Below are 25,253 nucleotides of genomic sequence, written 5' to 3'. Positions count from 1 at the left end.
AAGATATTATTTCATTTCAGCTAATATACGTTGGGCTGAGGTATCCCAATTGATTTCAGATAAAATTCGTTCGCGGCCGACTTTACCCATACGTCGTGCCATATCGCTATCAGTGATCATCTTCCACATAGCCTCTGATAATTCTTCAATATTATTTTCCGCTATCAGTAAACCTGTTTGGCCATCAACGATAGCATCTGGTATTCCACCCGTTTTACTTCCAATCACTGGAGTTTCACAGGCATTAGCCTCTAAAAATACAATTCCAAATCCTTCAACATCCGGAGGATCGTTTTTGGCGGGCATCACAAATACATCAGCCAAGCTATAATAATGGGGTAATTCAGCTTCCGGAAGGCGTCCCAAAAACTTTACATGATCTTGCAGATCGAACAAGCTACATAATTCCTTGAGTCGAGTAGCATCAGGCCCGCTCCCGCCAACAAGGTATATTACATTAGAGTCTTTCTTTACTATCTCTTTTAATGACCGAAGAACTAAATCCATTCCCTTGCGGGGCACCAACCGACAAACCGAAAAGATTACTTTTTTGTCAGTAACTCCTAATTTCTCAGCCAAATTTTGAGTATCTCGGGGAGAAAAGAATTGGGGATCAGTGCCATTATTCACTACGTTAATTTTCTCATCTGCCACACCCTCACTTTTAAGTAAATCCGAAGTGTAATGACTGACAGGAAAAAATCCATCAACCATAGCTAACAGCTTTTTTCTAAACTTATGTAATTGCTTAGATATGAGGCCCGCTTGCCCTGCAAAAGGTTCGATTAATAGTTCTCGTGCATGGGCAGCCACATATATTTTAGAGGGATATCCAATGAGCTTTTTTGTGAGGATTGAAGCAATAACAGTTTGCCACTGGGCATGAAACACCGTATCAAATCGGTTATTTCCAATGACCTGGAGTAATACCACCGGAGCAGCCAATGGTAACAGACTATCTTTAATCGGAACGCGAAATACCTCAAATGGCACAGAGTTATCGATCACCGATGCTTTCGGGTGTGACGGGGCAATTACGCCAAATTTTTCAACATGGCCATTAAAACGTTTCGCGAGCTCAAAAGAATAGGTCTCGATCCCCCCTGTTTTCGGGGGGAAATCCTGTGTAACAAGTAGTAAATTCATCAGAACTAATTAGCCACGGTTAGTTTTTTTACAAGTGCAAAAGTACGTATATTTAACGCGAAATTTTAACTATTCGATAGCTTATTTTGGAGAGAAAGAATTCCCTCAAAAAATCAGTAAAAGTAACTCTAACCACATTAATTATTTATGGGTTGCTTGTGGCCACCCACCTTGGAGAATTTTGGCCGTTTAGTATTTATCCTATGTTTTCCCAGGCTGGAACCCCTTGGAAAAGAGCTATTGTACAAGATGTTTCCAAAACAACGATAGACTCTCTTTGGAAAACAACTGATAAAGATGGCTTGCCGGGCAAAACGGTTGCTCTTGATAAATTAAATGTTAACACCAATGACATTGCCAATTATATATCCAAGACTGAAGTATGGACGCACAAAAAACAATCAGGAATGCGGAAATTATTGCGAAAAAAATTGAGTGAAAGTAATTTATTGGTTTATCAGGCAAGGGGATCCTTAACAAAAGATGACGAGCCGCAAATAGAATTTATACCATTTATCTATCTTACTGCAGATACTACACTATTAAATAATAACCTAAGAGTTGAGTAGGCGTGAATTTTTGGAAAAATTTATTTAAGAGTGATAAAGAACCGACAAAAGGAGAAGCTCTTTTTTTTAAAGTATTTGAGCTTTTCGTTATTGTTTTTGTATTAAAATATGCTTGGCAGTGGGGTCCTTACATTCAACAAATTGGAGAGGTAGTACTCCCACTGGGTATGGCCCAGTATGTGGATGTTTCTTTTATGTTTGAGCATAATATCTCATTGATAAATGCTGCTCTAATCTCCCTATTTGCAATCATGGGCTTTGTCAGAATTTTACCTAAATATTCTTACCTGATTGCCCTGGCCCTTTTTCATTTGCACTATGTGTCACGCTTTTCGCTGGGAGAAATATCTCACGGATCCAATTTTATCGGGATGAGCCTATTAGCATTAGGGCTTGGTTTATTTTTCTTCGGTAATAACCCCTTGTAGTACCGCCGATTTACAATGGGTTTTATCTTTTTCTTCTTTGGATTAGGATATACTTCCGCGGCTATAAGCAAATTAATTGGAACAGGTCTTACCTGGCCGGCAGGCGAACACCTTTCGCTCTGGATTGCCGAACGAAGTGTTGATGTAGCTTCAGCTAAAGGACAATTTACTCCTAATATTATCCAGGAATGGGTCTTGGAATACCGATTTCTTGGTACCATGTCCCTTGTGTTTGGACTATTGGCTGAACTCTTTGGATTTCTCTTTTGGTTTGAAAAAACACGCCCTTATATCGCTACTGCTCTCATAATGATGCACTTTGGCGTATATTTGACAATGAGTATCATGTTTGACGTGTATATCTACGAACTTCTCATCATTGGATATCCCTGGGCAAAAATGCTTGACCGCTATATAAATTTTGAGAGTAATCTCCTCTTGAGAAAAACCTATCAATGGAGTGTAAAAATCTCGTAGCTCTTCTTGTCAAGATACGATTTGGACTAAGTTTATTTCAGGATTCGTCGTCGTTTTGCGAGGCATTCTTTTTAATTAACCGCCCGCGAAATGCCAAAAATGAATAGAGACCAACGTTCATCAATTTGGTCAATACATTACTTGCCAATAATATTCCGGCGATACCAGCCCCTGAAACATCTAAAAATTTCGATATTTCCAAACTGGCACCAATAAACAAGAGGTCTCTACTTGGCAAAAATGGAATGCGTGTCGAAATGATTTTAACCCCCATATAGGTAAACCAGATATACAGCGGAACCTCAGGCATGACGACCATCCATTGAATGATCTCTATACTGTAAACAAAAAGGAGCCTCGCCATATGGATGCCAAATATTTTTGAGGCCGTTTCTAAAGGCATTGTAATCACATACTGTCTGAAATAAATTAGAGAAGCCAATATTAAAACAACAGCTATGGCACCATAATAGAAGTATTGGCGATTTACATCGATTAGCTGCTGTAAATTTAACTGGCTGACATATAAAAATATAGATAGCAGTACAGCGGCAACCAATGTGGAAGTAATCGAAGAGATTATATTGTTATCTTTGATTACCCCAAAAATATAACCGGACGACTCCTCAAGGTTCTTTTTTGCCCAAACAAAAAAATACGCCTCTCCGGAATACCCCAACACATCTGCATTATATATTTTCTTTTGTATAAAGACCGGTAAGCCCTTTCTAAAAGAAAATTTAAGCGATGTACCATAGATAAACTGTTCTGATACCGGTAATGCAAAGTATAAGAATAGAAATAAGATATAGAACCACGGAGTTACCGGCAGTGATTCCCAGACCCGCTGCCACCCAATTTCTGTAAGCTGATAAATTAAATAGGTTATGATTACGGCAACAAAGCTGTACTGAATAACTTTCGAAAGCTTCTTGCCAAAACTTGTCCGCCAAAAAGCAATCCACCTATTTTTTATCCGATTAAATTCGATGCCAAATACCTTAAAACTTTTGTGAATTGTTTATTCAAATGGAAAGAATATAAACTACATCTAAAGAAAAGTCACGACGCAAAATTCCTACTCGACTACTATTCTGAATGTTTGGCCAAACGCTGCTTATTGGGTAATCGTTTATAACTTTTAACCAACCGGTTCCACGTACGTTCAGAAAATTCGAAAAACGGCTGTTTTTGATGATACCAGCCGAAATGCAGGCAATATGGGGTTGTCTTTAAATAATCTCCTTTACCCGGGATTAATGAAAAAATCTTCGTTAATAACTTGCGAAGGAACTTGCTCTTTAATCCCCTAAAATTGTACACAAAGCGGTCGCTGTAATATTTACAAACCACATACTCGAAATCTGCGTCGTGGGACGTCAAATCAGAAATATAGTCTAACTGTGGACTGGTATGCCCTTGCAGCCATGGATATACCGGCAAATCAAGCTTAGACATAGCCATGGCCATACTCCATTCACAAGATTCCTCACTCCGTCCCTGCTCCAGGGTACGACTTCTGAAATGGGTCTCATCTTTGCGATCGAGCATCTTCTGTGATAACTCGCATACTTTCTTGGTCAAACTGTAGTCTTGGGCATAAACCATTCCCGTTTGTACGCGACTTAAATAGGTAAGCCCAAAATGATCAAGCGTGCGTTTTCGCCGCTGAAAAAGGATATCCGCAATAATGCCAATATTCTTAGGACCACCAAAGAAGTTATCAGAAATTTGAGTTCCCGTTATAGTAAATGGATAAGGTTCGAACGACTGCCACAGGCTTTCCGGTTCTTTGCACCAAATAATATCACTGTCAAGAAATATATTTTTTTCGAAAAACATGAATTCATGCAGGTGATGCTTAAATCCCACAATAGATGCATTTTCTTCGGGTAAAATATGGATGTGATCAAAAACATCCTTGAGACCATGTTCCTCGAGAATCTTTTTGTGTTTATCAGTGCAAGCCAACGCCACCGGTCGATCTTCATCGTACCGCCGCAACGAAACCACAGAAGCTATAGCATGCTTTAAATAGCGTGGATGACCATAAGTGGCATATACATATCCCTCCGAAGCCAATCGCTTTTGTTGTACTGATTTTAGCATAAATCTGGATTAATTTGATAGAAATATAATGGGATAATGCCTCTTTATTAAACCTTATTTAGCAGCTCTCTTGCGGAGGGTTTCCAAAAGAGAATTATACCCTTTCTTGCGGATGACATTCTGAAATTGCCGCTGATAAGATCCTGCTGTTGAGACATCATCAATAATCATATCGGTAACCACCCACTGTTCACTTTCTCCCTTATATTTCATGTTATAAGTAACCGGGGTTCGTACCCGCTCGAGCTGAGCCAAAGTCTGAACTGTTGCAGAGCTGTCCTCTACTTTTATTTGCTCGTATTTTATATCCGCCCTGTAAATATCCAACTTATTTAAGGATTGGTCACGAATGATAGTCGAGAAGAGATCTACAAATTCAGTACGCTGCTCTTCTGACAGGGTATCATAGGTAGTCTGCAGTGCTTGCTGAGCCATGGCACGGTAATCAATAATCCCGTTGATGATATCTTTAAGCTGATCGCGCTGCTTTTGAGTATATTCTGTTCCTTTGGGTCCAAGCAGATCTTTCATCTCCTTATCCCGCTCTTCTAATAAATTACGAACCGAGGAGCTATCTAATTGGCCAAAACTGTTTGCGGGATTAAAAAAAATGAATCCCAACAATGCTGATAAAAATACTATGGTAACCTTATTCAATAATTTCATGATATTAATTCTGGTTCGAAAGTTCTAAAATGGGCAGACCTGATTTACGATACAATTCAGCAATGTTATTATTGAAGTTGAAAATTTCTCGTTTGAGGTTAACCCGCAATTCAAGTTCTTTCTTCATGGCATCAATCAGATCTTTGGTATCTCCCATACCAAAATCGTAGTCTAATTGTTCCTGTCGCAGCCATTGTTTACTGGTAACGTGAGCCTCATCCGTTTTATCAACTTTAACTTTTGATAAAGACGTCTCTTTATACGCCTGATTAATTTCCAAAACTATACCATCAACGGCTGCGTCTTTCAAATGTTTTGCCTGACGATATTGAATTCTACCTTTTTCAATATCAGCTTGAATACTCAAGAAATCCAGATTTTGGCGGATACCAAATCCAAAAGAACCGGAGGCATAGTTCGAATTATTGATAATAAAAGGATTGCTCTGGCGCGGGCGATTGGGCGTATTCGCATAGCTGCCTGTTAACCCTATAAAAAGAGTGGGATAATTCTTCTGCTTTTGGGCCTTCATACCATATTCAGCCGCATTAATACCGGCTTCGATGGCACCAATTTCAGAACGATTGGCAAGAGCATACGAACGGTAATAATCTATTTCTCTTAACTCCTCTTCAACAGGATCTAAAAAATTACTATCAGGCTCGTAAACCGTGTTTTCATCGGCACTAAGCACATAATTCCAGATACGCTGTGTCATTTCTGCTTCTTTTCGTACTTCGGCCGCACGGATATCAAACTCAGACTTAAATACCTTGAATTTAAATAAATCAGATTCATCAAAATCGGCATCCCCCTCTTCTTGTTTTTCCTCAATCTGACGTTCGATCTTGTCAATTTGATTTTGGGCTTCATCAAGCAAAACCAATATTTCATTCGTTAGCAAGTAACTCTGATAAAGTTCAAACAGCCGGACCCGTAAATTTGCCTTTTCTTTTTCAAACTGCTTTTGAGCCGCAACGGCGGCAGATCTTGCTGCTTTAACGGCATTCTTAAGAGCTCCCCATGCAAAAATGGGCTGTACCGCAGATACTTCGGCCCGTGTAAATACGGCCCAATTCTCCCAATCATTTTCCAATTCGGGATCTAAATAATACTGATCTTTAGGCAAATCAGTCTGGCTTATTACACCGGGAACAATACCATGCTGCGTATTAAGTTCAAACTGGGGAAGAAATCGTTTAGACTGTGCCTGATTAATCTGATTATTTGCAAGTGCAACCTTTCTCTGCTCATATTCAATTTGTCCGGAGTTTTCAATTCCACGCTCAATAAATGATTCAAGTGATACTTTCACGGTATCTTGTCCCATGCTAATCATCGGAAGCAACAATAATAAAAAAAGAGATGCCGATATATATTTTTTCATGGCTGAACTGTTATAATCAAAATATTATATCTACCAACGAACAAACGATAGATTTATTTAAACAAAAAGCCCCTTCCGTTAAGAAGGGGCTTTCATTAGAGCGGAGGGAGAGGGATTCGAACCCCCGAGACCCATAAGGGCCTGCCGGTTTTCAAGACCGGTGCATTCAACCGCTCTGCCATCCCTCCAGTTGTAAAATATTATTTATGCTTCTTCCAGAGCCTGAGCACCCGAAATAATTTCAGAAATTTCGGTTGTAATTGCACTCTGCCGTGCCCTATTATACTCAAGCTGAAGATCTTCCTTCATTTCCTGAGCATTTTCAGTAGCATTATCCATTGCTGTCATCCGTGCACCCTGTTCAGCAGCATTTGATTCCAGAATAGCTTTCCAGAGCTGCAAGTTCAAGTGTAAAGGTAATAGTTTTTGGAGAATATTTTCTGCATCAGGTTCATAAATATATTCTTTTGCAGAAATATCTTCATCCTCAACTAACGTTGATGGATCAATTGGAAGTACCGATTCAACAAGTCGGTTTTGAGCGATAACTGACTTAAATTCATTATAAGCCAGCTTCACTTCGTCATAAGTTCCTGCTTTAAAATCTCCAACAACTGATTTCATGATCTCAGTTGCTTTATTGAAAACAATATTATCCCAAAAGCCGGGATATTCTGCTATAACTTCGTAATTACGTTTTCCAAAGTATTTGGTTGCCTGGCGACCTATGCATATCAACGAAAGGTTACCACTTTCATGATACTTGCTATACTCTTTCTTTATCGTTTTTTCTACAACTTTGAACAAGTTGTTATTAAACCCACCGCAGAGACCGCGATCAGAACCAACAACAATAAACAATACGTTATCTGTTGACTCAGGTGTACGCAATAATACATTGTCATCACCGGAGTTTCTCACCAACCGTGCCACCATTTCTTTCATTTTTGAAGCATATGGCCGTGTTTGTGTAATGCGATCTTGCGCTTTACGCAGTTTAGCAGCAGCAACCATTTTCATGGCGCGCGTAATCTGCTGCGTATTTTTAATCGATTCTATCCGGTTCCGTATGTCACGAAGATTCGCCATGAATTACGCTTCCTCTTCTTGTGTAGCGTTAAGTTGATTGATTATCGTTTTGGCAACGTCCATTAACTTGTCACCGAACTCATCATCAAGGGTTCCTGACTCAGCAAGCTCGGCCATCTCATCGTCAAATTTGACATGTACCGTTTCAATATACTCTTGCTCAAACTCCTGAATCTGATCAACTTCAAGTTCATCAAGCAGTCCTTCACTGTTAATCTTGAGTAGAGCTATTTGATCTTCAACCGGACGTGGTTCATAGATATCCTGCTTCAAGAGTTCAACAGTACGCTCTCCACGCTTCAACTGTCGCTGCGTGGCCGGATCAAGATCAGAACCAAACTTGGCAAAAGCTTCGAGCTCTCGGTACTGCGCCAAGTCAAGTTTCATTGTACCGGAGAGTTTCTTCATCGATTTAACCTGTGCGGAACCACCTACACGAGATACCGAGGTACCAACATCAATAGCCGGTCGCACACCAGAATTAAACAGATCAGTATCGAGAAATATCTGGCCGTCAGTAATAGAAATTACATTTGTTGGAATATATGCGGAAACGTCACCAGCCTGTGTTTCAATAATAGGCAATGCGGTTAACGATCCTCCTCCCTTCAACAGTGGTCGTAATTCTTCAGGCACATTATTCATCTGCTTGGCAATCTCATCATCATCAATAATCTTTGCCGCACGCTCCAGGAGACGACTGTGCAAATAAAATACATCCCCGGGATAAGCTTCACGCCCTGGAGGTCTTCTGAGTAGTAGCGAAAGTTCACGGTAAGCGACAGCCTGCTTAGACAGATCATCAAAAACTACTAAGGCGTGGCGCCCTGTATCACGGAAATACTCCCCGATAGCAGCTCCGGCGAAAGGAGCAATAAAGCGCATGGGAGCAGTAGCACTTGCAGGAGCAGATACAATCGTCGAATAATCAATTGCATCGTTGTCTTCCAGGGCTTTGGCAATTCCTGCAACAGTAGATCCTTTCTGACCAACAGCTACATAGATACAATGAACCGGCTTATCAGTATCTTGTGTTTCTTTCTGGTTGATAATTGTATCAACAGCAACCGAGGTTTTACCTGTTTGGCGGTCACCAATAATAAGCTCACGCTGTCCCCGGCCAATAGGAATCAATGAATCAATAGCCTTAATACCTGTTTGGAGCGGTTCTTTTACCGGTTCACGATAAATTACACCGGGCGCTTTACGCTCGAGGGGAATTCGAATAGTGTCCCCAGAAATAGGCCCCTTACCGTCGAGTGGACGTCCAAGAGGATCTATTACGCGACCGAGAAGACCATCTCCAACATTTATAGAAGCAATACTCTTTGTTCGTCGAACCGTATCTCCTTCTTCAACAGCGCTGGTTGCACCAAAAAGAACGACTCCAACGTTGTCTTCCTCAAGATTAAGTACCATTCCACGAATGGAATTACCATCTTCATCTATTGAATCAGGCAAATCAACAAGTTCACCGGCCTGTACTTTTGACAACCCATATACGCGGGCAATACCATCCCCCACCTCGAGGACTGTTCCCACATCATAGGTATCCGCTTCGTTATCAAAGCCGGATAATTGTTTGCGTAATATTGCTGAAACTTCGTCTGGTCTAACTTGACTCATTGGTTCAAATGTTATTTAAAACGTCTTTAATTTCTATTCTACAGTTGTTGACAATAACGATTCTTCAAGCTCACTAAGCTTATTCTTAACCGTTCCGTCTATTACTGTGTCCTCAATGCGGATAGCCATACCACCTTTTAGTTCTTTGTCAACAGTGATATTCATTTCCACTTTTTTCTGTGTTTTTTGCTCCAGATTTTTATGAAGCAGCTCTTGCTGTTCCTTATTCAACTCCCGGGCAACAAACACTTGCACAGTAATAATACCGGCATATTCTTTATATTTCGCAATAAAAGCCTCAGTAATCTGATCTAACAGATTTATGCGATCTTTACGGGATAAGAGCTTTAGAAAAAGCTTTGTTGGCTCTTCAAGTTCATCAAAAAACAACTTTTCCAAAGCCTGAGTCTTGTCATCAAACTTAATGACAGGACTTTTTAAAAATACAACCAAATCCTTGGAACCCTCAAGCGTATTATGGATGTACTCGATATCTTCCAATATTTCTTCAACCTCATCCCGCTCTTTAGCCAATCCTAAAAGGGCGGTCGCATATCTTTCGGCTGCTTTTGTTGTAGGCATCTACTTTAGTTTTTTGAAATGTCTTTTATAAAGCTTTCTACCAGCTTATTATTCTTTTCCTCATCCAATTCGGCATCAATAATCTTAGAAGCAGACTGTATAGCCAAACGTGCCACTTCATCGCGAAGCTCCATCATTGCACGTTTCTTTTCCTGTTCGATGGACTCTCGAGCCTGCTCAACAATTTTTTCAGCTTCCTGCTTGGATTTTTCAATTCGTTCTGCACGGAGCATTTCGGCCTCTTCGATAGCCTCCTTGCGAATTTCTTTCGCCTTTTTCTCTGCTTCACGCAGTGCCTTTTCATTATCCTTAGAAATCTTCTCAGCACGTTCTAACGCCTGTTCAGCCGATTCTAAAGAATCTTTAATACGGTTTTCACGCTCTTGCAGGGAGTCCATAATTAATGGAACCGCATACTTGCCCATTACGGCAAGAAAGATTATTAACGAAATGGCTACCCAAATAGCGAAACCGCTATTAAAGGAGAGTATTCCTCCTCCGCCTGCTAAAAATAGCATCATAGTTTATAATTGAATAATTATTATTAACCGATTCCAAGAGCAAGGAGAATACATACAATAGCGCCAATAAGTGCCACACCCTCAATAAGAGCAGCGGTCAATATCATAGCGCCACGAATATCATCAGATGCTTCGGGTTGACGAGCGATGCTTTCAACTGAACTTTTACCAATCATACCGATACCAATTCCGGCACCAACTGCTACAATTCCTGCTCCGATTCCTGCTGCTAATAAACCCATATTTATTACCTGTTATTTTAGTTTTAAGTTTAGGTTTAGATTATATGATTTAAATAAATTTGTTATGCGTGCGCTTCAATTCCTTCATCATGCGCATGCTCTTCGGCTGCCATCCCAATGAATACGGCCGAAAGAAGTGTAAAAATGTACGCCTGCAAAACACCTACAAAAGCCTTCAGTGCATAAAGTGCAACGGTAAGCGGTACAGAGAATAAACTCATACCAAAACCGGCCGCACCGCCAAAAAGGTCGGCAAAAATAAAGATCAATCCCAGAATGCAGATAATCATAATCTTACCGGAGAGCATATTTGCAAAGAGTCGAACAGCCAACGCAAAAGGCTTGGTGAACAATCCAATAATTTCAATGGGAGTTAAAATAATACGCATCCAGCCTGGAACTCCGGGGAACCAAAACACATGCTCCCAGTGATCTTTCGAGCCGTTCCATTGCGTTATAAAAAAGGTAAATGCTGCTAACACACCTGTAACAGTAATATCAGCGGTTGCTGTTACGCCCCACGGTAACAGCCCAAAAAGATTCATAAAAGAAATACCCACAAAGACCGTAAATAAATAGGGAACAAACTTCTCATATTTTGCATCGGAGATATTTGTTTTTGCAATATCATCGCGTACGAATACAAAGACAATCTCAAATAAATTCTGGAACCATCCCTGGGGTTCAGTCTTACGCCCTACTCCCTTCTTGTACTTTCGAGCCATTGCGATAGTTATCCAAATGGTCAGTATCAGCCCGAACCAAACATACATCAAATGAGAGGTTATGGAAAAGTCGACCGTAATTTCTGCACCATTAGCAGGCACCAATGCCCCATCCTTTTCAACAAACTCTCCAGATTCTACAGCACTTTCTGTACTACCGTAAACAAACCACTCTCCTTCTACAAGAAAGATACGGGGTAATGGCAAATGATATCCCAAAACCGCCAACTCGTGATGGTCGACAACTTTTCCTACAACGTCAATAGGAGCACCTTCGGAATTCTGTGCGGCTTTTTCCGAGGCTTGTGTTAATGGGGTGAAGAGGAGAACCAGTAAGAGTGTAACGAACAGTCGGCGGCAGGCCCTTAGCATTAAATTCTAATTATCAGTTTCAAGTAGTTTGTTGATTAAAATAATCTCGATTACAGAGTGGAAAATATAAGAAATTATGAAGCTAACTGTAAAGTAAATTTGATGAATTTTTATCGTCTTCAAAATCACTACTAAAGCAGCTATGACCAACAGAAAACGAATACCAAGTGAAAGGTAAAATCGAGTTAGTATATTTGCGCTTTTTTCGGTCTTTATTTGTTTTATAACAAAAAAATTACTGCCTACAAATAAGAAACTCAGCAGAAACCCAACACTAACAGCTAAGTAATTGGAACCACTTAATAGGGAAGGTATTCCCATTAATGCCAGGAAAGCAAAAAGAGAATACCAGAAAAATTTGTGCGCCAAATGTTTAACCTGCTGATCCACCAACTCCCTTATTTCACTTTGTATTCAACCGGTCATTTAGCTTAAAGATGAGAATAAAAATATTAACAATCCCTATTAAGCAACCGACTAATAGCAGCCAGGGACTCGTATCAAAATAACTGTCCAGCCCATACCCAATAAAGATAGGTACAGATAGCCCGGCTGCTATCTCTCCCCCTAACGAAAGATATTCTACATAATCAGTCGGCTTTTTATTATTCGTCAATCTTTATTGACCTTTGACTTACCTTTAGCAACCGATTTATCTGCTTTATTATCTTTTGATTTTGAGCTTCCCAACTTCGAAGATAAACCGTTCTTCTTTATTTCTTCTTTAATATCATCACCCATGTGGAAAGAACCGTTTATCTGGGATCCTTCCTCGGCAAGAATCGTTTTCGTATAAATATCTCCTTCTATAGTAGCCGATTTGCGTAGGATAAGTTTGTTGGTGACTCGAACTTCTCCGTCGATATTGCCGGCAATATCAGCATCAACAGCTTCTATGTTACCATCAACCTTTCCGGTTGATGAAACAATAATTTTGCCTTTCGCTTTTGCTTCACCATCCAAGGTTCCTGCAATACGGATATCATTTTTTGTTTCCAAGGTACCTTTAAGTTCGGTGCCTTCGCTGATCATATTTACAGAGGGTAAATTTTTACCGGATTTATTAGGACTCATAGATTCCTTGTCTTTCTTATTATTATTGAACATAAACAGCTTAAGATTTTATTAAATACGTATTAGGGTTTTGGGGTACTCCGTTTTTCCAAATTTCAAGATGCAAATGGGGACCGGAGCTTAATACTCCCACATCACCCGTCGTTCCCAGAATATCACCCTTTAAAACAATATCACCAATAGATTTTGAAACACTTGCCGCATGTTTATACACTGTAATTATACCATTACTGTGTTGTACATGCAGTACATATCCATAGTTGATCGTCCAATCTTGGTTGATAACGGATCCATCAGCTATTGCTTTAAACGATGTTCCCTGTTTAGTAGCAACATCAATACCGTAATGTCCATTTTCGGGGTTAAACCCTCGGGTAAAAGTACCGTCAACAGGGTAATTTGTCGGGAATTCAGGTGCCTGCTTAAATATATTCGAAAAAATTATCTCGTTTTGAGACAACATTCCCTTATTACTTACTTCAGATGTAAAATCAAGTTCCGATATTTCTTGATTAGCTGATTGCATTGCGGATGACCTCTGTTGATCAACTCTAAATGAGGTATCACTGCCAGTAGCAATAACCTGCTGCATCTCTGCCAGTTGAGTATCTCGTGCTTCTAACGAATCCCTAAGTGCCTGCACCTTTTGCGAGACCTCAATAACCCGTTCACGTAGTTCGGCATCATGCTGGTTATACAGCAATCCGCTGATAGGCGTAAACATGACCAGTAGCAATACAATAACAGAAACGATTAAAAGGGAAGTATAAAATAAGTTCCACAACCTTGAAGGTTTAAAATTATAGGATGTGGAAGACTCCGGATCATCATCAAAAACGACAAACGTAAGATCCTGATCCTGGCTTTTGAATAACCGTTTTAGAAATTCGAACATGGAGTCGTTGGTTTACGCTTCGGGCGTAGGTCCGCGATAATTAAATGGAACATCGATATCATCGTTATTATTAGATATCGCACCGTTTTCACTTTCGTAGCGCTGAATATTTTCCGAAAGGGCATTCATTAATCGCTTGGCATGATCGGGCGTAAGCACCATGCGTTTAACAACTTTTGCTTTCGGGGCTCCCGGCATCACTGAAATGAAATCCAGAATAAACTCAGAAGGTGAATGCGATATCATTACCAAATTTGAATACGTGCCCGAAGCTTCTTCTTCAGGTAGTTCAATTTGAATCTGTCCCTGTTTAAAATCTTTTGTTTGATCGGCCATAATAAACTGATTACAAATTAAATTTGCCGTTCGTTACTCATCAGAATCTAAAAATCCGTGCTCGTCCATCCATTCATCATTAAAAATCTTTGACACATAGCGCGTTCCGCTATCCGGTAGAATGACCACCATAATATCATCTTTGCCAAAGTTGTTATTGCGGGCATATTCAAGTGCTCCGTATACAGCAGCACCGCAAGAACCGCCAACAAATAACCCTTCTTTGGTTGCCAGCTTTCGCGTCATTTGAAAGGCATTCTTATCATTAACTTGGATGACTTCATCTAAGAGATCAAAATCCATATTCTCGGGAATAATATCTTCTCCTATGCCCTCTGTCAAATAGGGATGAATCTCATCTTTATCAAATTCTCCGGTTTCAAAATAATGTTTATACACCGAGCCTACACTGTCAACGCCAATTGTTTGAATATCAGCGTTTTGCTCCTTCAAATATTTTGATGTCCCTGATACGGTTCCTCCCGTACCCATACCGGCTACATAATGTGTTACCTTGCCTTCGGTTTGCTCCCAAATTTCGGGCCCCGTAGTTTCGTAGTGTGCCTGAGTATTGCTGGGATTATCGTACTGGTTGGGATAATAGGAATTGGGTATTTCTTCACTAAGGCGTTTGGCAACCGAATAATAACTCCGCGGATCGTCGGGTTCTACATCCGTAGGACAAATCTTAACTTCAGCGCCCAATGCCCGCAAGAGATCTATTTTGGCCTTGCTCTGCTTATCGGTGGTGGTAAAAATACAATCATATCCTTTTATGGTGGCAGCAAGCGCTAATCCCATACCGGTATTACCGGACGTTCCTTCAATAATCGTACCCCCCGGCTCTATAAGGCCTTTCTGTTCGGCATCTTCAATCATTTTAAGCCCGATGCGATCTTTCACGCTTTGACCGGGATTAAAATACTCAACCTTTGCCAAGATCGTCCCTTCAAATTCTTTTGTGACCTCGTTTAACTTTACCAGCGGCGTATTGCCAATGGTTTCTAATATGGAGTTATGATACATCTTATATATTGCGTGTAGTTACTTTTCGATAAAAGTTTAAAAATGAATGTAAGCGTCGGAATATAGGAATTTTGAGTTTTCTACTCGAAAAAGATTTGAAATACCCTATAATATGAGATCGATAAGTTTAAAATAGTTCTTTATTCGAACAGTCAACTCTGTTATCTTCCTCAAAAATTAACGACCAAGAAAACCATTTATGTTTGTAGAACAGAAAAAACCGAAAGATTTCGATTGTGGATACAATCTTGATCGTATGATTGATTCTCTGCCTCGCATCAAAGATGAAGAAGAACGGGTGGAATATGCCAAGCGTGCAGTTGGACTTATCAAACAAAGTCATCCTAACTGGGTTGATGAAGATGGGAAAAGCAAAGCAGCTTGGGATCACTTTTTTGAATTAGCCGATTATGATCCTACTGAATACGGTATAAATAATCCCTATGATTCCGGTGGTGATGACAGTGCCCAGTAGGCAATAAATATTTCTTATTCTGCAACAGCAGCTTCTACTTTATTGGTCTGAAAATCTTTTTCCAGTATACTAAAAATCAGTTTGTCGCAGTAGGAGTCATTCTTTAGGACATGTTCACGTAATTGTCCTTCTTGCTGGAACCCAAGCTTTTCCACACTTTCAATCCACGAGGTGTTAAAATCAAAAGCTGCTGTACCAACCTTGTGCATGCCCTTCTCATTAAAACAGTGAGCAAGTACAATTTTTAACGCTTCCACATCATATCCTTTACCGGCATAATGGCGATCCCCAATCGTGCAGTTCACAAAACATCGCTTGTTGTATTTGTCGATAGCGTGAATGTCTACAATACCTATAAGCTTGTTGTTTTCAGACAAGTGAATCTCGAACAACTCACTGGTTTCATTGCGCTCATCCAAAACCGATTTAATTCGTTTTAGAAACGTTTCAAAACTTTCATGCTGATGAGGATAATCCGAATCGTAATAATTCAGCTGCTTATCATTATTCCATTTATAGTGCACAGATACATTCTGAAGGTCAAATTCCTTTATTTCTACCATAGCCAATGCTTGTAAATGATATTTGTCTGTACTAAAATATTATCGGCTCAATTTTCTTAATCTTAACATAGATATGCAAACTTGTTTTATCATTTTTGTTGAAAGCGCTTTCAATTTAATTACCTGAACAATCGATCGATTATCATTATGGAAATATTAATTTTCAATTTATATTGAAACTTGTGAAAGCGATAGTTAACAAAGTGTACTTATTTCATGAATGACAATAGTTTATCAGATTTAAAAGATCATCTGCCGGCTGTAGTTACCCATTTCAGTGAATCGGAGCTAAACGATTTTTTAGATAATCTTTTCCCAAACACCCGTTCGCGTTACGCCGTATTCAGTTTCCCTATCCAATCGATTGACCCCCTGGCCTACCTCGAAATGTGCTGGAAACAAGATGGTTTTCAATATTACTGGGAGAAACCAACCGACGAATTTGCTATTGCTGCCGGTAATCAGATAACCTCAGTTTCCGCTGCAGGTAGTGATCGATTTAAGATAATTAGTGATAAGATTGAAGACATTCGCCAAAACACTGCAGAGTTTTCGGCAATTTCTCATCCCTACTCAGGATTATTTTTACTTGGCGGGTTTTCCTTTTTTGACGAAAATCATGACGAACTCTGGAATGAGTTTCCCCCGGCTTCATTCAGCCTTCCGGAATGGATGATCATCAAAGATGGAAAATTTAGTTTGGCTACATTTGTGGTAGATATAGAAACCTTTGATACAAAACTTGAACTTTATGATTACCTTGTTAATCAACTTGAGCATATTGAAGCTGCCTTAGAGCAAAAAAGAGCTATCCCAGATGCAACTCAACACGATGAGATATCAACAACGCCCCTGCCAAAACAACAATTGGATTATCCTCAATGGTCTGATTCTGTACAAAAGGCAAAAACTCTTATTGATAACAATACCTTTGAGAAAATTGTGTTGGCACGCAGTATCAAAGTCGCCAAAAACACAGCCATTCCGCCTACGCAGGTTGTAAACAACCTGCGGAAACAATATTCAAACTGCTACAATTTTTTAATCCATAAACCATCCGGCGATACGTTTTTAGGATCCACTCCTGAACGATTAATTGCAGCACGAAACAAACTGCTCCTTACCGAAGCACTGGCGGGAAGTATCGGAAGAGGGAATACGGCAACAGAGGATGCTTTTTTAGAAAAGAAATTATCGACCAATGGCAAAGACCGTAACGAGCATAATTTTGTAATTCAGGATATTGAAGAACATCTGCAACCTTTTGTAAAAGACGTAACCCGGAGTAAGACGCCCGAAATTAAAAAATTATCCAATGTTCAACATCTCTACACTCCTATTCGAGCACAATTAAATGGAGAGTCAAATGCATTTGATGTGCTAAGTCAACTACACCCCACGCCTGCAGTAGGTGGTTATCCCTGGAAAAAAGCAGCTCCTTTCATGAAAGATCTGGAACATTTTGACCGCGGTCGATATGCCGGCCCCATTGGTTGGATAAACGGTAAAGGTAATATGGAATTTGCTGTTGCCATCCGTAGTGCTTTATGTACAAAAGATTATGCCCATTTATTTGCAGGATGCGGAATCGTAAAGGATTCCGACCCTGCTACCGAATGGGAGGAAACGAATCTTAAGTTGAAGCCTATGCTTTCGGCCCTGCAATATGACTAACCAACACCAAGGCAATATAGCCCTTCACTGGACAAATACGTTTTTTAATCACCTTTCAAGCTACGGTGTTCAGCACGTAATTATCTCTCCGGGTTCCCGATCCACGCCCTTGACATTGGCTGCGGCCCTCAATCCAAGATTGCAAAAAAAGGTTATTTTGGATGAACGCACAGCTGCATTTACAGCATTAGGAGTAGGGAAAGCCACAAATACACCTGCCGTCTTAATCTGTACGTCAGGAACAGCATTAGCCAATTATTACCCCGCTGTAATCGAGGCACGGCAGTCTGGAGTTCCTCTTATATTAGCCACAGCTGATCGGCCTCCGCACTTACACGCAACAGGGGCCAATCAAGCTATTGACCAACTTGAAATTTTTGGGGGCTATCCTGTTTTTTTCCACAATATAGGTGAGCCCACGACGACCGAAAAGGATTTACAACGCCTTCAAATGCTTGCTCATCAATCGGTTGCCATTTCCCGAGAAAAACGGGGACCCATCCACTTGAATTTTCCTTTTCGAAAGCCGCTGGAACCTACTGAAGATTATCGCAAAAAAATCGAGCAGGAGCATCTAAAAAATAGCCGAGATTCGGGAAAGCACTATACAGCAACATCAACAGGAATCAAATTCAATAATTCTCTCCAGCAACAAATTTTATCTGCTCAAAAACCGGTTATTATAATTGGTCCGCTGGCACCCGGTGATGATACCTCTTCTATTACAGCACTGGCCAACAAAATAAATGCGCCGGTTCTCTCAGAATCTCCTATTGCATCAAAGCAAAGAATCCAAGGCTTTGCTGGATTTCTACGGAATGAAGATCTACGCAGCCAACTTGCCCCTGATTTGATACTCCGATTCGGCTTTCAGCCGACTGATAAAAGCCTGGAACTGGCATTAGACCAATGGTCACCCAACCACCACTTCCATTTTGCCAGTACACCTGACTGGCAGGATGCCACCTTATCCAATAGTCAACGCATTCCGTGGATGGGTAAGAAATTCAGTATTGATGGAATTTCTTCTGAAACCGGATCGCAATGGCTCAACCAATGGAAGAAAGCAGCACAGCAGTTTGAGTCGCATTATATGAACGCCATCACACCCCAACAGACTCTTACCGATGGCCATATTTACCATCATTTAACGCCGCAACTTAGCGACCAACATTTTGTAATGGCTTCGAACTCTTTTCCCGCACGCGACATAAATTTATTTGGTCAACAGGGAACAAACATTCCGTTTTTTGTGAACCGGGGTGCCAGCGGTATCGACGGTATTACTTCCACAGCCATGGGTATTAGTCAAGGACTCCAAAAATCGGGGGTACTATTCATCGGCGACTTGGCCTTTTTACACGATACCAACGCCCTGCTCAATCATCGAAATATGGATCAATCGCTTGTCGTGGTCATCCTAAATAATAATGGCGGGTCTATCTTCCGGATGCTACCCATCGCCGACGATCAAGAGCATTTTGAGACCTATTTTGAAACGCCACAACAGGCCAATATCAGTAAACTTGCCAGCACTTATGACATCCCCTATTATTCAGTTGACTCGAAAGCGACTCTCAAAAAGATAAATCTTCCCGAACTTGTATCATCTCAACAAGGTCTCTCAATTATCGAATGTAAAACCGACCCCCACGCTTCGATGGAGCTGCGCAAAAAATTGTGGAATTTCGAGCTATGAAGTATCTAACTGTCAACAACCAGGAGTACGCAACAACGGTTCATCAGCAAAAAAACACACTGCCCTATTTGTTAATGTTGCACGGTTTTATGGGCGATCAGCGCGTTTTTACTCATTTAATTGAGGATCTCAGCAAATTTTGCAATCCCATAACCATTGATTTATTAGGATTCGGGCAAACTACAAAACCGACATCTCCTCAGCGGTACCGAGAAGAATACCAGGCAGATGATCTTTACTCTTTAATAGAAAATCTCAATAATGAGCCTCATTATCTCTATGGCTACAGCATGGGCGGACGCTTAGCACTCCAAATTATATCTCAACATGCTGGGTTGTTTGAGGGATTGATTCTCGAAAGTACTAACTGCGGAATTTCCGATCCCGAAGAACGAAAAGAACGCCGGCGAATTGATGTTGAGCGAGCTGAATCGATCACCAAAAATTTTGAGGATTTTCTTTCAAACTGGGAGAATTTGGAGCTGTTCAAATCCCCGGTCCCTCAAGATGAATCGAGTGTGGCCCTCTACAAGAAAATACAATCCGAACAATGGCCCCCTGCCCTCGCGGCTTCGCTAAAAGGATTTGGTACCGGAAGCATGACACCGGTTTGCGATACGCTCCAAAAAATTACGACGCCTACCCTACTGATAGCAGGATCGGCTGACGAAAAATATCAACACATTAATCAGAACTTGTTAGAGCAGCTGCCAAATGCTACCTTTTCATCTATTGAAGCAGGACATAGGATCCACCTCGATAATCCTTCGGCCTTGATCGAAAAGATTAACGATTTTTTGGAAAATATCTGACTCTTTTTCTTAAAACTAATTACACAATAATTACTACTGATATTATGAACTGGAAAACCGTCAATGAGTACGAAGATATTACCTTTAAAAAATCCAACGGGGTGGCACGTATTGCCATTAACCGTCCCGAACTTCGCAATGCCTTTCGTCCGAAAACTCTTTTCGAATTACAGGATGCTTTCCTGGATGTCCGTGAAGATTCGAACATCGGCGTAGTACTGCTCACCGGCGAAGGCCCTTCCCCAAAAGACGGGAAATGGGCGTTCTGCTCGGGCGGCGACCAAAACGTGCGCGGCAAGGCCGGATATAAAGATGATGCCGGAACACCACGATTAAACGTTTTGGACCTTCAGCGACTCATCCGGTTCATGGGCAAGGTCGTAATTGCAGTGGTTCCCGGGTGGGCCGTTGGCGGTGGACACAGTCTGCATGTAGTCTGTGATCTTACTATTGCCAGCAAAGAGCATGCAATCTTTAAACAGACCGATGCAGACGTAGCCAGCTTTGACGGAGGCTTTGGTTCCGCCCTGCTGGCCCGACAAGTGGGACAAAAGAAAGCGCGTGAAATCTTTTTTCTTGGCCGCGACTACTCTGCTCAAGAGGCTTATGACATGGGGATGGTCAATGCCATTGTTCCTCACGATAAGCTCGAGAAAATGGCTTACCAATGGGCGCAGGAAATCCTTGAGAAAAGTCCCACAGCTATCCGTATGATTAAATACGCCTTTAACCTTGTAGACGATGGCATGGTTGGTCAGCAAGTATTCTCGGGCGAAGCGACACGCCTGGCTTATATGACCGATGAGGCCGCCGAAGGACGTGATGCGTTCCTCGAAAAGCGTAAACCCAACTGGGATGACTATCCGTGGATTGGGTAATAGTGCTACGTAAGAGTCCCAATTAGGAGTTGACAAAGGAATAAGACAATAAAAAAGCCCGCTGTTTGCACAGCGGGCTTTTTTAAATTGAGTTATTTAACCATGTAATTTTTACGAGCAACCGGTGGTTGATCCACAGGTAATACACTTCTGACAAGTTCCATTGCGGACCATCGTCATGCTTCCACACTCGGGGCAAGAATCACCAGTATAACCCAGTTCCTTCGCCTTCTCATAATCACTTTGATAACTATCGTCATCAGCAGCAGCTTGCGATTGTTTCGTTGGCTGTGATTCAACAACAGTTTCAGCTTGTTGAGCACTATCATCTGCCTCGGTCTGTTCGGGCGTATCTACCCGATTCGTGGTTTCATTGGACTGTTTGGCCTCTTCAGAAGGTCGCATTTTGCGCGACATGATATCTTCTGCAGGAACATGAGCCAGATCATCACGACCGAGATATGTAACGGCAAGCTCACGGAAAATATAGTCAATAACTGAAGTCGTCATTTTTACATGGGGACTTCCGTTGACCGTACCACTGGGCTCAAATTTGGTGAATGTAAATGCATCAACAAACTCTTCGAGCGGTACGCCGTGTTGCAAGCCAAGTGAAATAGCAATCGCAAAACAGTTCGTCAAGCTCCGGAACGCAGCGCCTTCGCGGTGCATATCAATAAAAATTTCACCGAGTTGACCATTCTTATACTCCCCTGTTCGCAAGTAAACACTCTGCCCGCCAATCTTCACCTTCTGGGTATATCCATTTCGGCGACTTGGCAAACGCTTCCGATCAGCTACATATTTATGAACAATGCGTTCCGCTGTTTCAACAACTTTGTCTTGCTGCGCCTTCGTCTCCTCATCCAGATCTTCTTCGTCCAGATCTTCAAAGACATCACTCAGGCTATTCAATGGCTGACTCAGCTTAGAACCATCCCGATACAAGGCATTAGCCTTGAGCATCAGCTCCCAAGATTCCATATACGCATCCTTGAAATCTTCAACTGTTGCTTCATTCGGCAAATTAATAGTCTTGGAAATTGCCCCTGAAACAAACGGTTGAGCAGCAGCCATCATGCGGATATGTCCGCCAGGCTTGATATAACGTGTCCCGATACGTCCACAGCGGTTGGCGCAATCAAAAACCGGCAAGTGCTCATCTTTTAAGTGTGGAGCACCTTCAACCGTCATAGTACCACAAACATAATTGTTGGCTTCCCGAATTTCTTCTTTGGTAAACCCAAGATGCTTGAGGATATCAAACTGTGGATTTCCAAGCTGTTCATCAGAAAGACCGAGCTCGTCTTTGCAAAAGTCTTCGCCCAACGTCCACTGGTTAAAAGCAAACTTAATCTCAAAACTACTTGGAAGCGCTTCTTCAATGGCTTCAAGCTGTTTGTCACCAAATCCTTTTTCGCGAAGACTTTCCTCATTAATATGGGGACAGCCATCCAGCGAACCGTGTCCCTTAGCATAGTTAATAATTTCCTCACGCTCTTTGGGACTATATCCCAGATTTTGCAACGCTTTAGGCACACACTGGTTGATGATCTTGAAGTGTCCGCCACCGGCAAGCTTCTTGAACTTCACCAGCGCAAAGTCAGGCTCAATACCTGTCGTATCGCAATCCATGACCAAACCGATCGTTCCGGTTGGGGCAATAACGGTAACTTGCGCGTTACGATAACCATGCTTTTCTCCCATTTTCACGGCCTCATCAGAATCGTTACGAGCCGCCTTTAATAAATTCTCCGGACACTCGTTTGCATCAATGCCCATCGGTTTTACGGTCAAACCCTCGTACTCATCAGGATCCACATTGTAAGCCGCACGCTTATGGTTTCTGACAACTTTTAGCATCGGTTCTTTATTAGCCTCGAATCGCTCAAAGGTGCCAAGTTCTTTGGCCATCTCTGCACTCGTCTTATATGCATTCATGTGGATAATACTCATCAACCCACCGGCGATGGCGCACCCTTCATCACTGTCGTATGGAACTCCTTGAACCATCAGTGCCGCACCTAAGTTGGCAAATCCGAGTCCAAGCGTACGATACTTGTATGATAGATCCGCAATTTCTTCGGATGGGAACTGCGCCATTAGTACTGAGATTTCCAACACGACCGTCCACAAACGCGAAGCATTGCGGAGCGATTCCACATCAAACTCTTCGCAGCTGTCCGTTTTGAAATACTTCATCAAGTTCAACGATGCCAAGTTACAAGCTGTATTATCGAGGAACATGTATTCCGAACATGGATTACTTCCATTAATCGGTCCGTCGTTGGGGCACGTATGCCACTCGTTAATAGTATCATGATACTGTGCTCCCGGATCGGCACATGCCCAGGCTGCATTTGAGATCTGATCCCACAATTCACGGGCCGGCATCGTCTTGCACGGCTTAGGTTCACGTCCTTCTTCCGCCGCCTTCCGCTTCTCCGTTCTCCAGTAAAGATCCCACTCGTCATCTTCTTTGACGGCCTTCATAAACTTGTTGGGAATACGAACAGAGTTATTCGAATTTTGTCCGCTTACCGTGCGATAGGCTTCCGAATCCCAATCGGTATCATAAGTATCAAATTCGAGATCGGTGTAACCTTGTGCCGCTAACTGAACAACACGCTCAATATAGTTTAGTGGCACCTGATCTTGTTTCGCTTCTTTTATTGCTTTCCCAAGTTCTTTGTTTTTAACAGGATCGCGGCTAACCGCTCCGTTAAAAGTTCGTCCGTCAATTTCTACCGGCTTGTTACAAAGCTTGATAATTTTCTTAAGATGCTTCTCCAATATTTTAGATCCGGTAACAATAGAAGCAACTTTTTGCTCCTCTCGGACTTTCCAGTTTACATATTCTTCAATGTCGGGATGGTCCAGATCAAGCGTTACCATCTTCGCTGCGCGCCGTGTAGTACCACCCGATTTGATAGCCCCGGCTGCTTTATCACCAATTTTCAAAAAGCTCATTAACCCGGATGATTTTCCGCCGCCACTCAGGGGCTCTCCCTCACCGCGGATTTTGGAAAAGTTACTGCCTGTTCCGGAACCATATTTAAAGAGACGTGCCTCACGGACCCACAAGTCCATAATTCCACCCTCGTTAACGAGGTTATCATCGATACTCTGGATAAAGCAGGCATGCGGCTGGGGATGAGAATAGGCGTCCTCGGATTCCTTCAATTCACCTGTTTTTCCATCTACATAGTGGTGGCCTTGCGACGGACCATTAATGCCATAAGCCCAATGTAAACCGGTATTAAACCATTGGGGACTATTTGGTGCAGCCATCTGGTTAGCCAGCATGTATGATAACTCCTCATAGAAAACCTTGGCGTCTTTTTCTGAATCAAAATAATCATGTTTCCATCCCCAATATGTCCAGCAACCGGCAAGGCGATGAAAAACCTGGCGACTGTCATACTCCCCGCCATAATAATCATCTTCATCAATCCCTTCTTTTTTCATCGCTTTTTCATCGGCTTCCGATCGTTGCAACCATTCCGGTACTCCCTCTTCTTTCACTTTCTTTGTCATCTGGGGAACTCCAGCCTTGCGAAAATATTTCTGCGCAATAACGTCTGTTGATACCTGTGACCAGGAATCAGGGACGATCAATTCTTCCATTGAAAAAACAATTGACCCATCAGGATTTTTAATCTCCGATTTGCGACTCTCAAAATTCATATCCCCAAATGGACTATCCCACTTCTCTTGTGTATAAAATCGTGAAAACTTCATATAGCTAACTCCGGTTTACTTTAATAAAATTATGACTATTTGGTAGGTGCTGAAAAGCAATAATGATGTCTCTTTATTCCATCAATTAAATATAACGGACTGGTACTTGGGAGCAAGTCAAAAAGGCCAAAACTTTTCCAC

At 41.6% G+C, this 25,253-nt stretch carries 25 protein-coding genes, 1 tRNA gene and 1 pseudogene; 8 read left to right on the top strand and 19 right to left on the bottom strand.

Translation table 11 applies throughout. The annotated features are described in order from the left end of the window. Positions 1-6: 6 nt before the first annotated feature. Positions 7-1,146, bottom strand: a complete 1,140-nt coding sequence (locus tag ACQ76V_RS01505; RefSeq protein WP_440998694.1) for a glycosyltransferase family 4 protein — start codon at positions 1,144-1,146, stop codon at positions 7-9. 86 nt (positions 1,147-1,232) lie between these two features. Here ACQ76V_RS01505 and ACQ76V_RS01500 point away from each other — a divergent pair, with 86 nt between their 5' ends. The 3 genes from ACQ76V_RS01500 to ACQ76V_RS01490 are packed head-to-tail and all read left to right on the top strand — an operon-like array spanning position 1,233 to position 2,620. Further along, positions 1,233-1,715 carry a hypothetical protein gene (locus ACQ76V_RS01500; RefSeq protein WP_440998693.1) on the top strand — a complete coding sequence of 161 codons (483 nt, stop codon included), beginning with the start codon at positions 1,233-1,235 and terminating at the stop codon, positions 1,713-1,715. 2 nt (positions 1,716-1,717) lie between these two features. After that, positions 1,718-2,143 (top strand): hypothetical protein, encoded by a 426-nt coding sequence (locus ACQ76V_RS01495; protein ID WP_440998692.1) that lies wholly within the window; start codon positions 1,718-1,720, stop codon positions 2,141-2,143. Positions 2,144-2,158: 15 nt separating this feature from the next. Next, positions 2,159-2,620, top strand: a complete 462-nt coding sequence (locus ACQ76V_RS01490) for a hypothetical protein (protein ID WP_440998691.1) — start codon at positions 2,159-2,161, stop codon at positions 2,618-2,620. Positions 2,621-2,657: 37 nt separating this feature from the next. Here the strand turns inward: ACQ76V_RS01490 and ACQ76V_RS01485 are convergent, their stop codons facing one another. The 16 genes and pseudogenes from ACQ76V_RS01485 to ACQ76V_RS01410 all read right to left on the bottom strand — a co-directional run. After that, a complete protein-coding gene (locus ACQ76V_RS01485; protein WP_440998690.1) occupies positions 2,658-3,299 on the bottom strand; it encodes a hypothetical protein in 642 nt (213 codons plus the stop codon). A 410-nt stretch (positions 3,300-3,709) separates the two neighbouring features. After that, on the bottom strand, positions 3,710-4,729 hold the full coding sequence (locus tag ACQ76V_RS01480; protein ID WP_440998689.1) for a hypothetical protein: 1,020 nt from the start codon (positions 4,727-4,729) through the stop codon (positions 3,710-3,712). Between the two features lie 54 nt (positions 4,730-4,783). Then, on the bottom strand, positions 4,784-5,395 hold the full coding sequence (locus ACQ76V_RS01475) for an MlaC/ttg2D family ABC transporter substrate-binding protein (protein ID WP_440998688.1): 612 nt from the start codon (positions 5,393-5,395) through the stop codon (positions 4,784-4,786). 4 nt (positions 5,396-5,399) lie between these two features. After that, on the bottom strand, positions 5,400-6,782 hold the full coding sequence (locus tag ACQ76V_RS01470) for a TolC family protein (RefSeq protein ID WP_440998687.1): 1,383 nt from the start codon (positions 6,780-6,782) through the stop codon (positions 5,400-5,402). 101 nt (positions 6,783-6,883) lie between these two features. Then, positions 6,884-6,970 (bottom strand) — tRNA-Ser (locus tag ACQ76V_RS01465). 16 nt (positions 6,971-6,986) lie between these two features. After that, a complete protein-coding gene (gene atpG / locus ACQ76V_RS01460; protein ID WP_440998686.1) occupies positions 6,987-7,871 on the bottom strand; it encodes an ATP synthase F1 subunit gamma in 885 nt (294 codons plus the stop codon). A 3-nt stretch (positions 7,872-7,874) separates the two neighbouring features. After that, entirely contained in the window at positions 7,875-9,497 is a 1,623-nt protein-coding gene (gene atpA / locus ACQ76V_RS01455) for a F0F1 ATP synthase subunit alpha (protein WP_440998685.1), read from the bottom strand. Positions 9,498-9,530: 33 nt separating this feature from the next. After that, positions 9,531-10,079 carry an ATP synthase F1 subunit delta gene (atpH, locus tag ACQ76V_RS01450; protein WP_440998684.1) on the bottom strand — a complete coding sequence of 183 codons (549 nt, stop codon included), beginning with the start codon at positions 10,077-10,079 and terminating at the stop codon, positions 9,531-9,533. A gap of 5 nt (positions 10,080-10,084) precedes the next feature. Then, entirely contained in the window at positions 10,085-10,600 is a 516-nt protein-coding gene (gene atpF / locus ACQ76V_RS01445) for a F0F1 ATP synthase subunit B (protein ID WP_440998683.1), read from the bottom strand. Between the two features lie 23 nt (positions 10,601-10,623). Beyond that, entirely contained in the window at positions 10,624-10,842 is a 219-nt protein-coding gene (atpE, locus tag ACQ76V_RS01440; protein ID WP_095604927.1) for an ATP synthase F0 subunit C, read from the bottom strand. 62 nt (positions 10,843-10,904) lie between these two features. Further along, complete coding sequence (atpB, locus tag ACQ76V_RS01435; protein WP_440998682.1) at positions 10,905-11,939, bottom strand: F0F1 ATP synthase subunit A; 1,035 nt, start codon at positions 11,937-11,939, stop codon at positions 10,905-10,907. Positions 11,940-12,342: 403 nt separating this feature from the next. Further along, positions 12,343-12,555 carry an AtpZ/AtpI family protein gene (locus ACQ76V_RS01430; RefSeq protein WP_440998681.1) on the bottom strand — a complete coding sequence of 71 codons (213 nt, stop codon included), beginning with the start codon at positions 12,553-12,555 and terminating at the stop codon, positions 12,343-12,345. Continuing rightward, the gene (locus ACQ76V_RS01425) at positions 12,552-13,013 is read right to left on the bottom strand and encodes a bactofilin family protein (RefSeq protein ID WP_440998680.1); all 462 of its coding nucleotides are present in this window, start codon (positions 13,011-13,013) and stop codon (positions 12,552-12,554) included. The genes ACQ76V_RS01430 and ACQ76V_RS01425 overlap by 4 nt, the downstream gene beginning before the upstream one ends. Positions 13,014-13,053: 40 nt before the next feature. After that, entirely contained in the window at positions 13,054-13,908 is an 855-nt protein-coding gene (locus ACQ76V_RS01420; RefSeq protein WP_440998679.1) for a murein hydrolase activator EnvC family protein, read from the bottom strand. A 12-nt stretch (positions 13,909-13,920) separates the two neighbouring features. Next, complete coding sequence (locus tag ACQ76V_RS01415) at positions 13,921-14,244, bottom strand: DUF3467 domain-containing protein (protein ID WP_440998678.1); 324 nt, start codon at positions 14,242-14,244, stop codon at positions 13,921-13,923. A gap of 45 nt (positions 14,245-14,289) precedes the next feature. Next, positions 14,290-15,270: pseudogene (locus tag ACQ76V_RS01410) on the bottom strand (PLP-dependent cysteine synthase family protein); the annotation flags it as partial. A gap of 199 nt (positions 15,271-15,469) precedes the next feature. On the opposite strand from ACQ76V_RS01410, the gene ACQ76V_RS01405 reads away from it, so the two are divergent. Then, positions 15,470-15,745: a DUF4290 domain-containing protein gene (locus tag ACQ76V_RS01405; protein ID WP_440998677.1), complete on the top strand. Its 276-nt coding sequence runs from the start codon at positions 15,470-15,472 to the stop codon at positions 15,743-15,745. A gap of 14 nt (positions 15,746-15,759) precedes the next feature. On the opposite strand, the gene ACQ76V_RS01400 is transcribed toward ACQ76V_RS01405, so the two are convergent. Continuing rightward, positions 15,760-16,308: a GNAT family N-acetyltransferase gene (locus ACQ76V_RS01400; protein WP_440998676.1), complete on the bottom strand. Its 549-nt coding sequence runs from the start codon at positions 16,306-16,308 to the stop codon at positions 15,760-15,762. A 216-nt stretch (positions 16,309-16,524) separates the two neighbouring features. On the opposite strand from ACQ76V_RS01400, the gene ACQ76V_RS01395 reads away from it, so the two are divergent. The 4 genes from ACQ76V_RS01395 to ACQ76V_RS01380 are packed head-to-tail and all read left to right on the top strand — an operon-like array spanning position 16,525 to position 21,371. After that, a complete protein-coding gene (locus tag ACQ76V_RS01395; protein WP_440998675.1) occupies positions 16,525-17,982 on the top strand; it encodes an isochorismate synthase in 1,458 nt (485 codons plus the stop codon). Continuing rightward, positions 17,975-19,681, top strand: a complete 1,707-nt coding sequence (gene menD / locus ACQ76V_RS01390; RefSeq protein ID WP_440998674.1) for a 2-succinyl-5-enolpyruvyl-6-hydroxy-3-cyclohexene-1-carboxylic-acid synthase — start codon at positions 17,975-17,977, stop codon at positions 19,679-19,681. Before ACQ76V_RS01395 ends, menD begins: the two co-directional genes overlap by 8 nt. Further along, positions 19,678-20,493, top strand: a complete 816-nt coding sequence (gene menH, locus ACQ76V_RS01385; RefSeq protein ID WP_440998673.1) for a 2-succinyl-6-hydroxy-2,4-cyclohexadiene-1-carboxylate synthase — start codon at positions 19,678-19,680, stop codon at positions 20,491-20,493. The genes menD and menH overlap by 4 nt, the downstream gene beginning before the upstream one ends. 44 nt (positions 20,494-20,537) lie before the next feature. Next, the gene (locus tag ACQ76V_RS01380; RefSeq protein ID WP_440998672.1) at positions 20,538-21,371 is read left to right on the top strand and encodes a 1,4-dihydroxy-2-naphthoyl-CoA synthase; all 834 of its coding nucleotides are present in this window, start codon (positions 20,538-20,540) and stop codon (positions 21,369-21,371) included. A 111-nt stretch (positions 21,372-21,482) separates the two neighbouring features. On the opposite strand, the gene ACQ76V_RS01375 is transcribed toward ACQ76V_RS01380, so the two are convergent. After that, positions 21,483-25,112: a vitamin B12-dependent ribonucleotide reductase gene (locus tag ACQ76V_RS01375; RefSeq protein WP_440998671.1), complete on the bottom strand. Its 3,630-nt coding sequence runs from the start codon at positions 25,110-25,112 to the stop codon at positions 21,483-21,485. Between the last annotated feature and the right edge of the window lie 141 nt (positions 25,113-25,253).

Origin of the sequence: Fodinibius sp. SL11 (assembly GCF_052060035.1) — a bacterium.
Taxonomy (GTDB): domain Bacteria; phylum Bacteroidota; class Rhodothermia; order Balneolales; family Balneolaceae; genus Fodinibius.
This window is presented reverse-complemented; position numbering and strand designations above follow the sequence as displayed.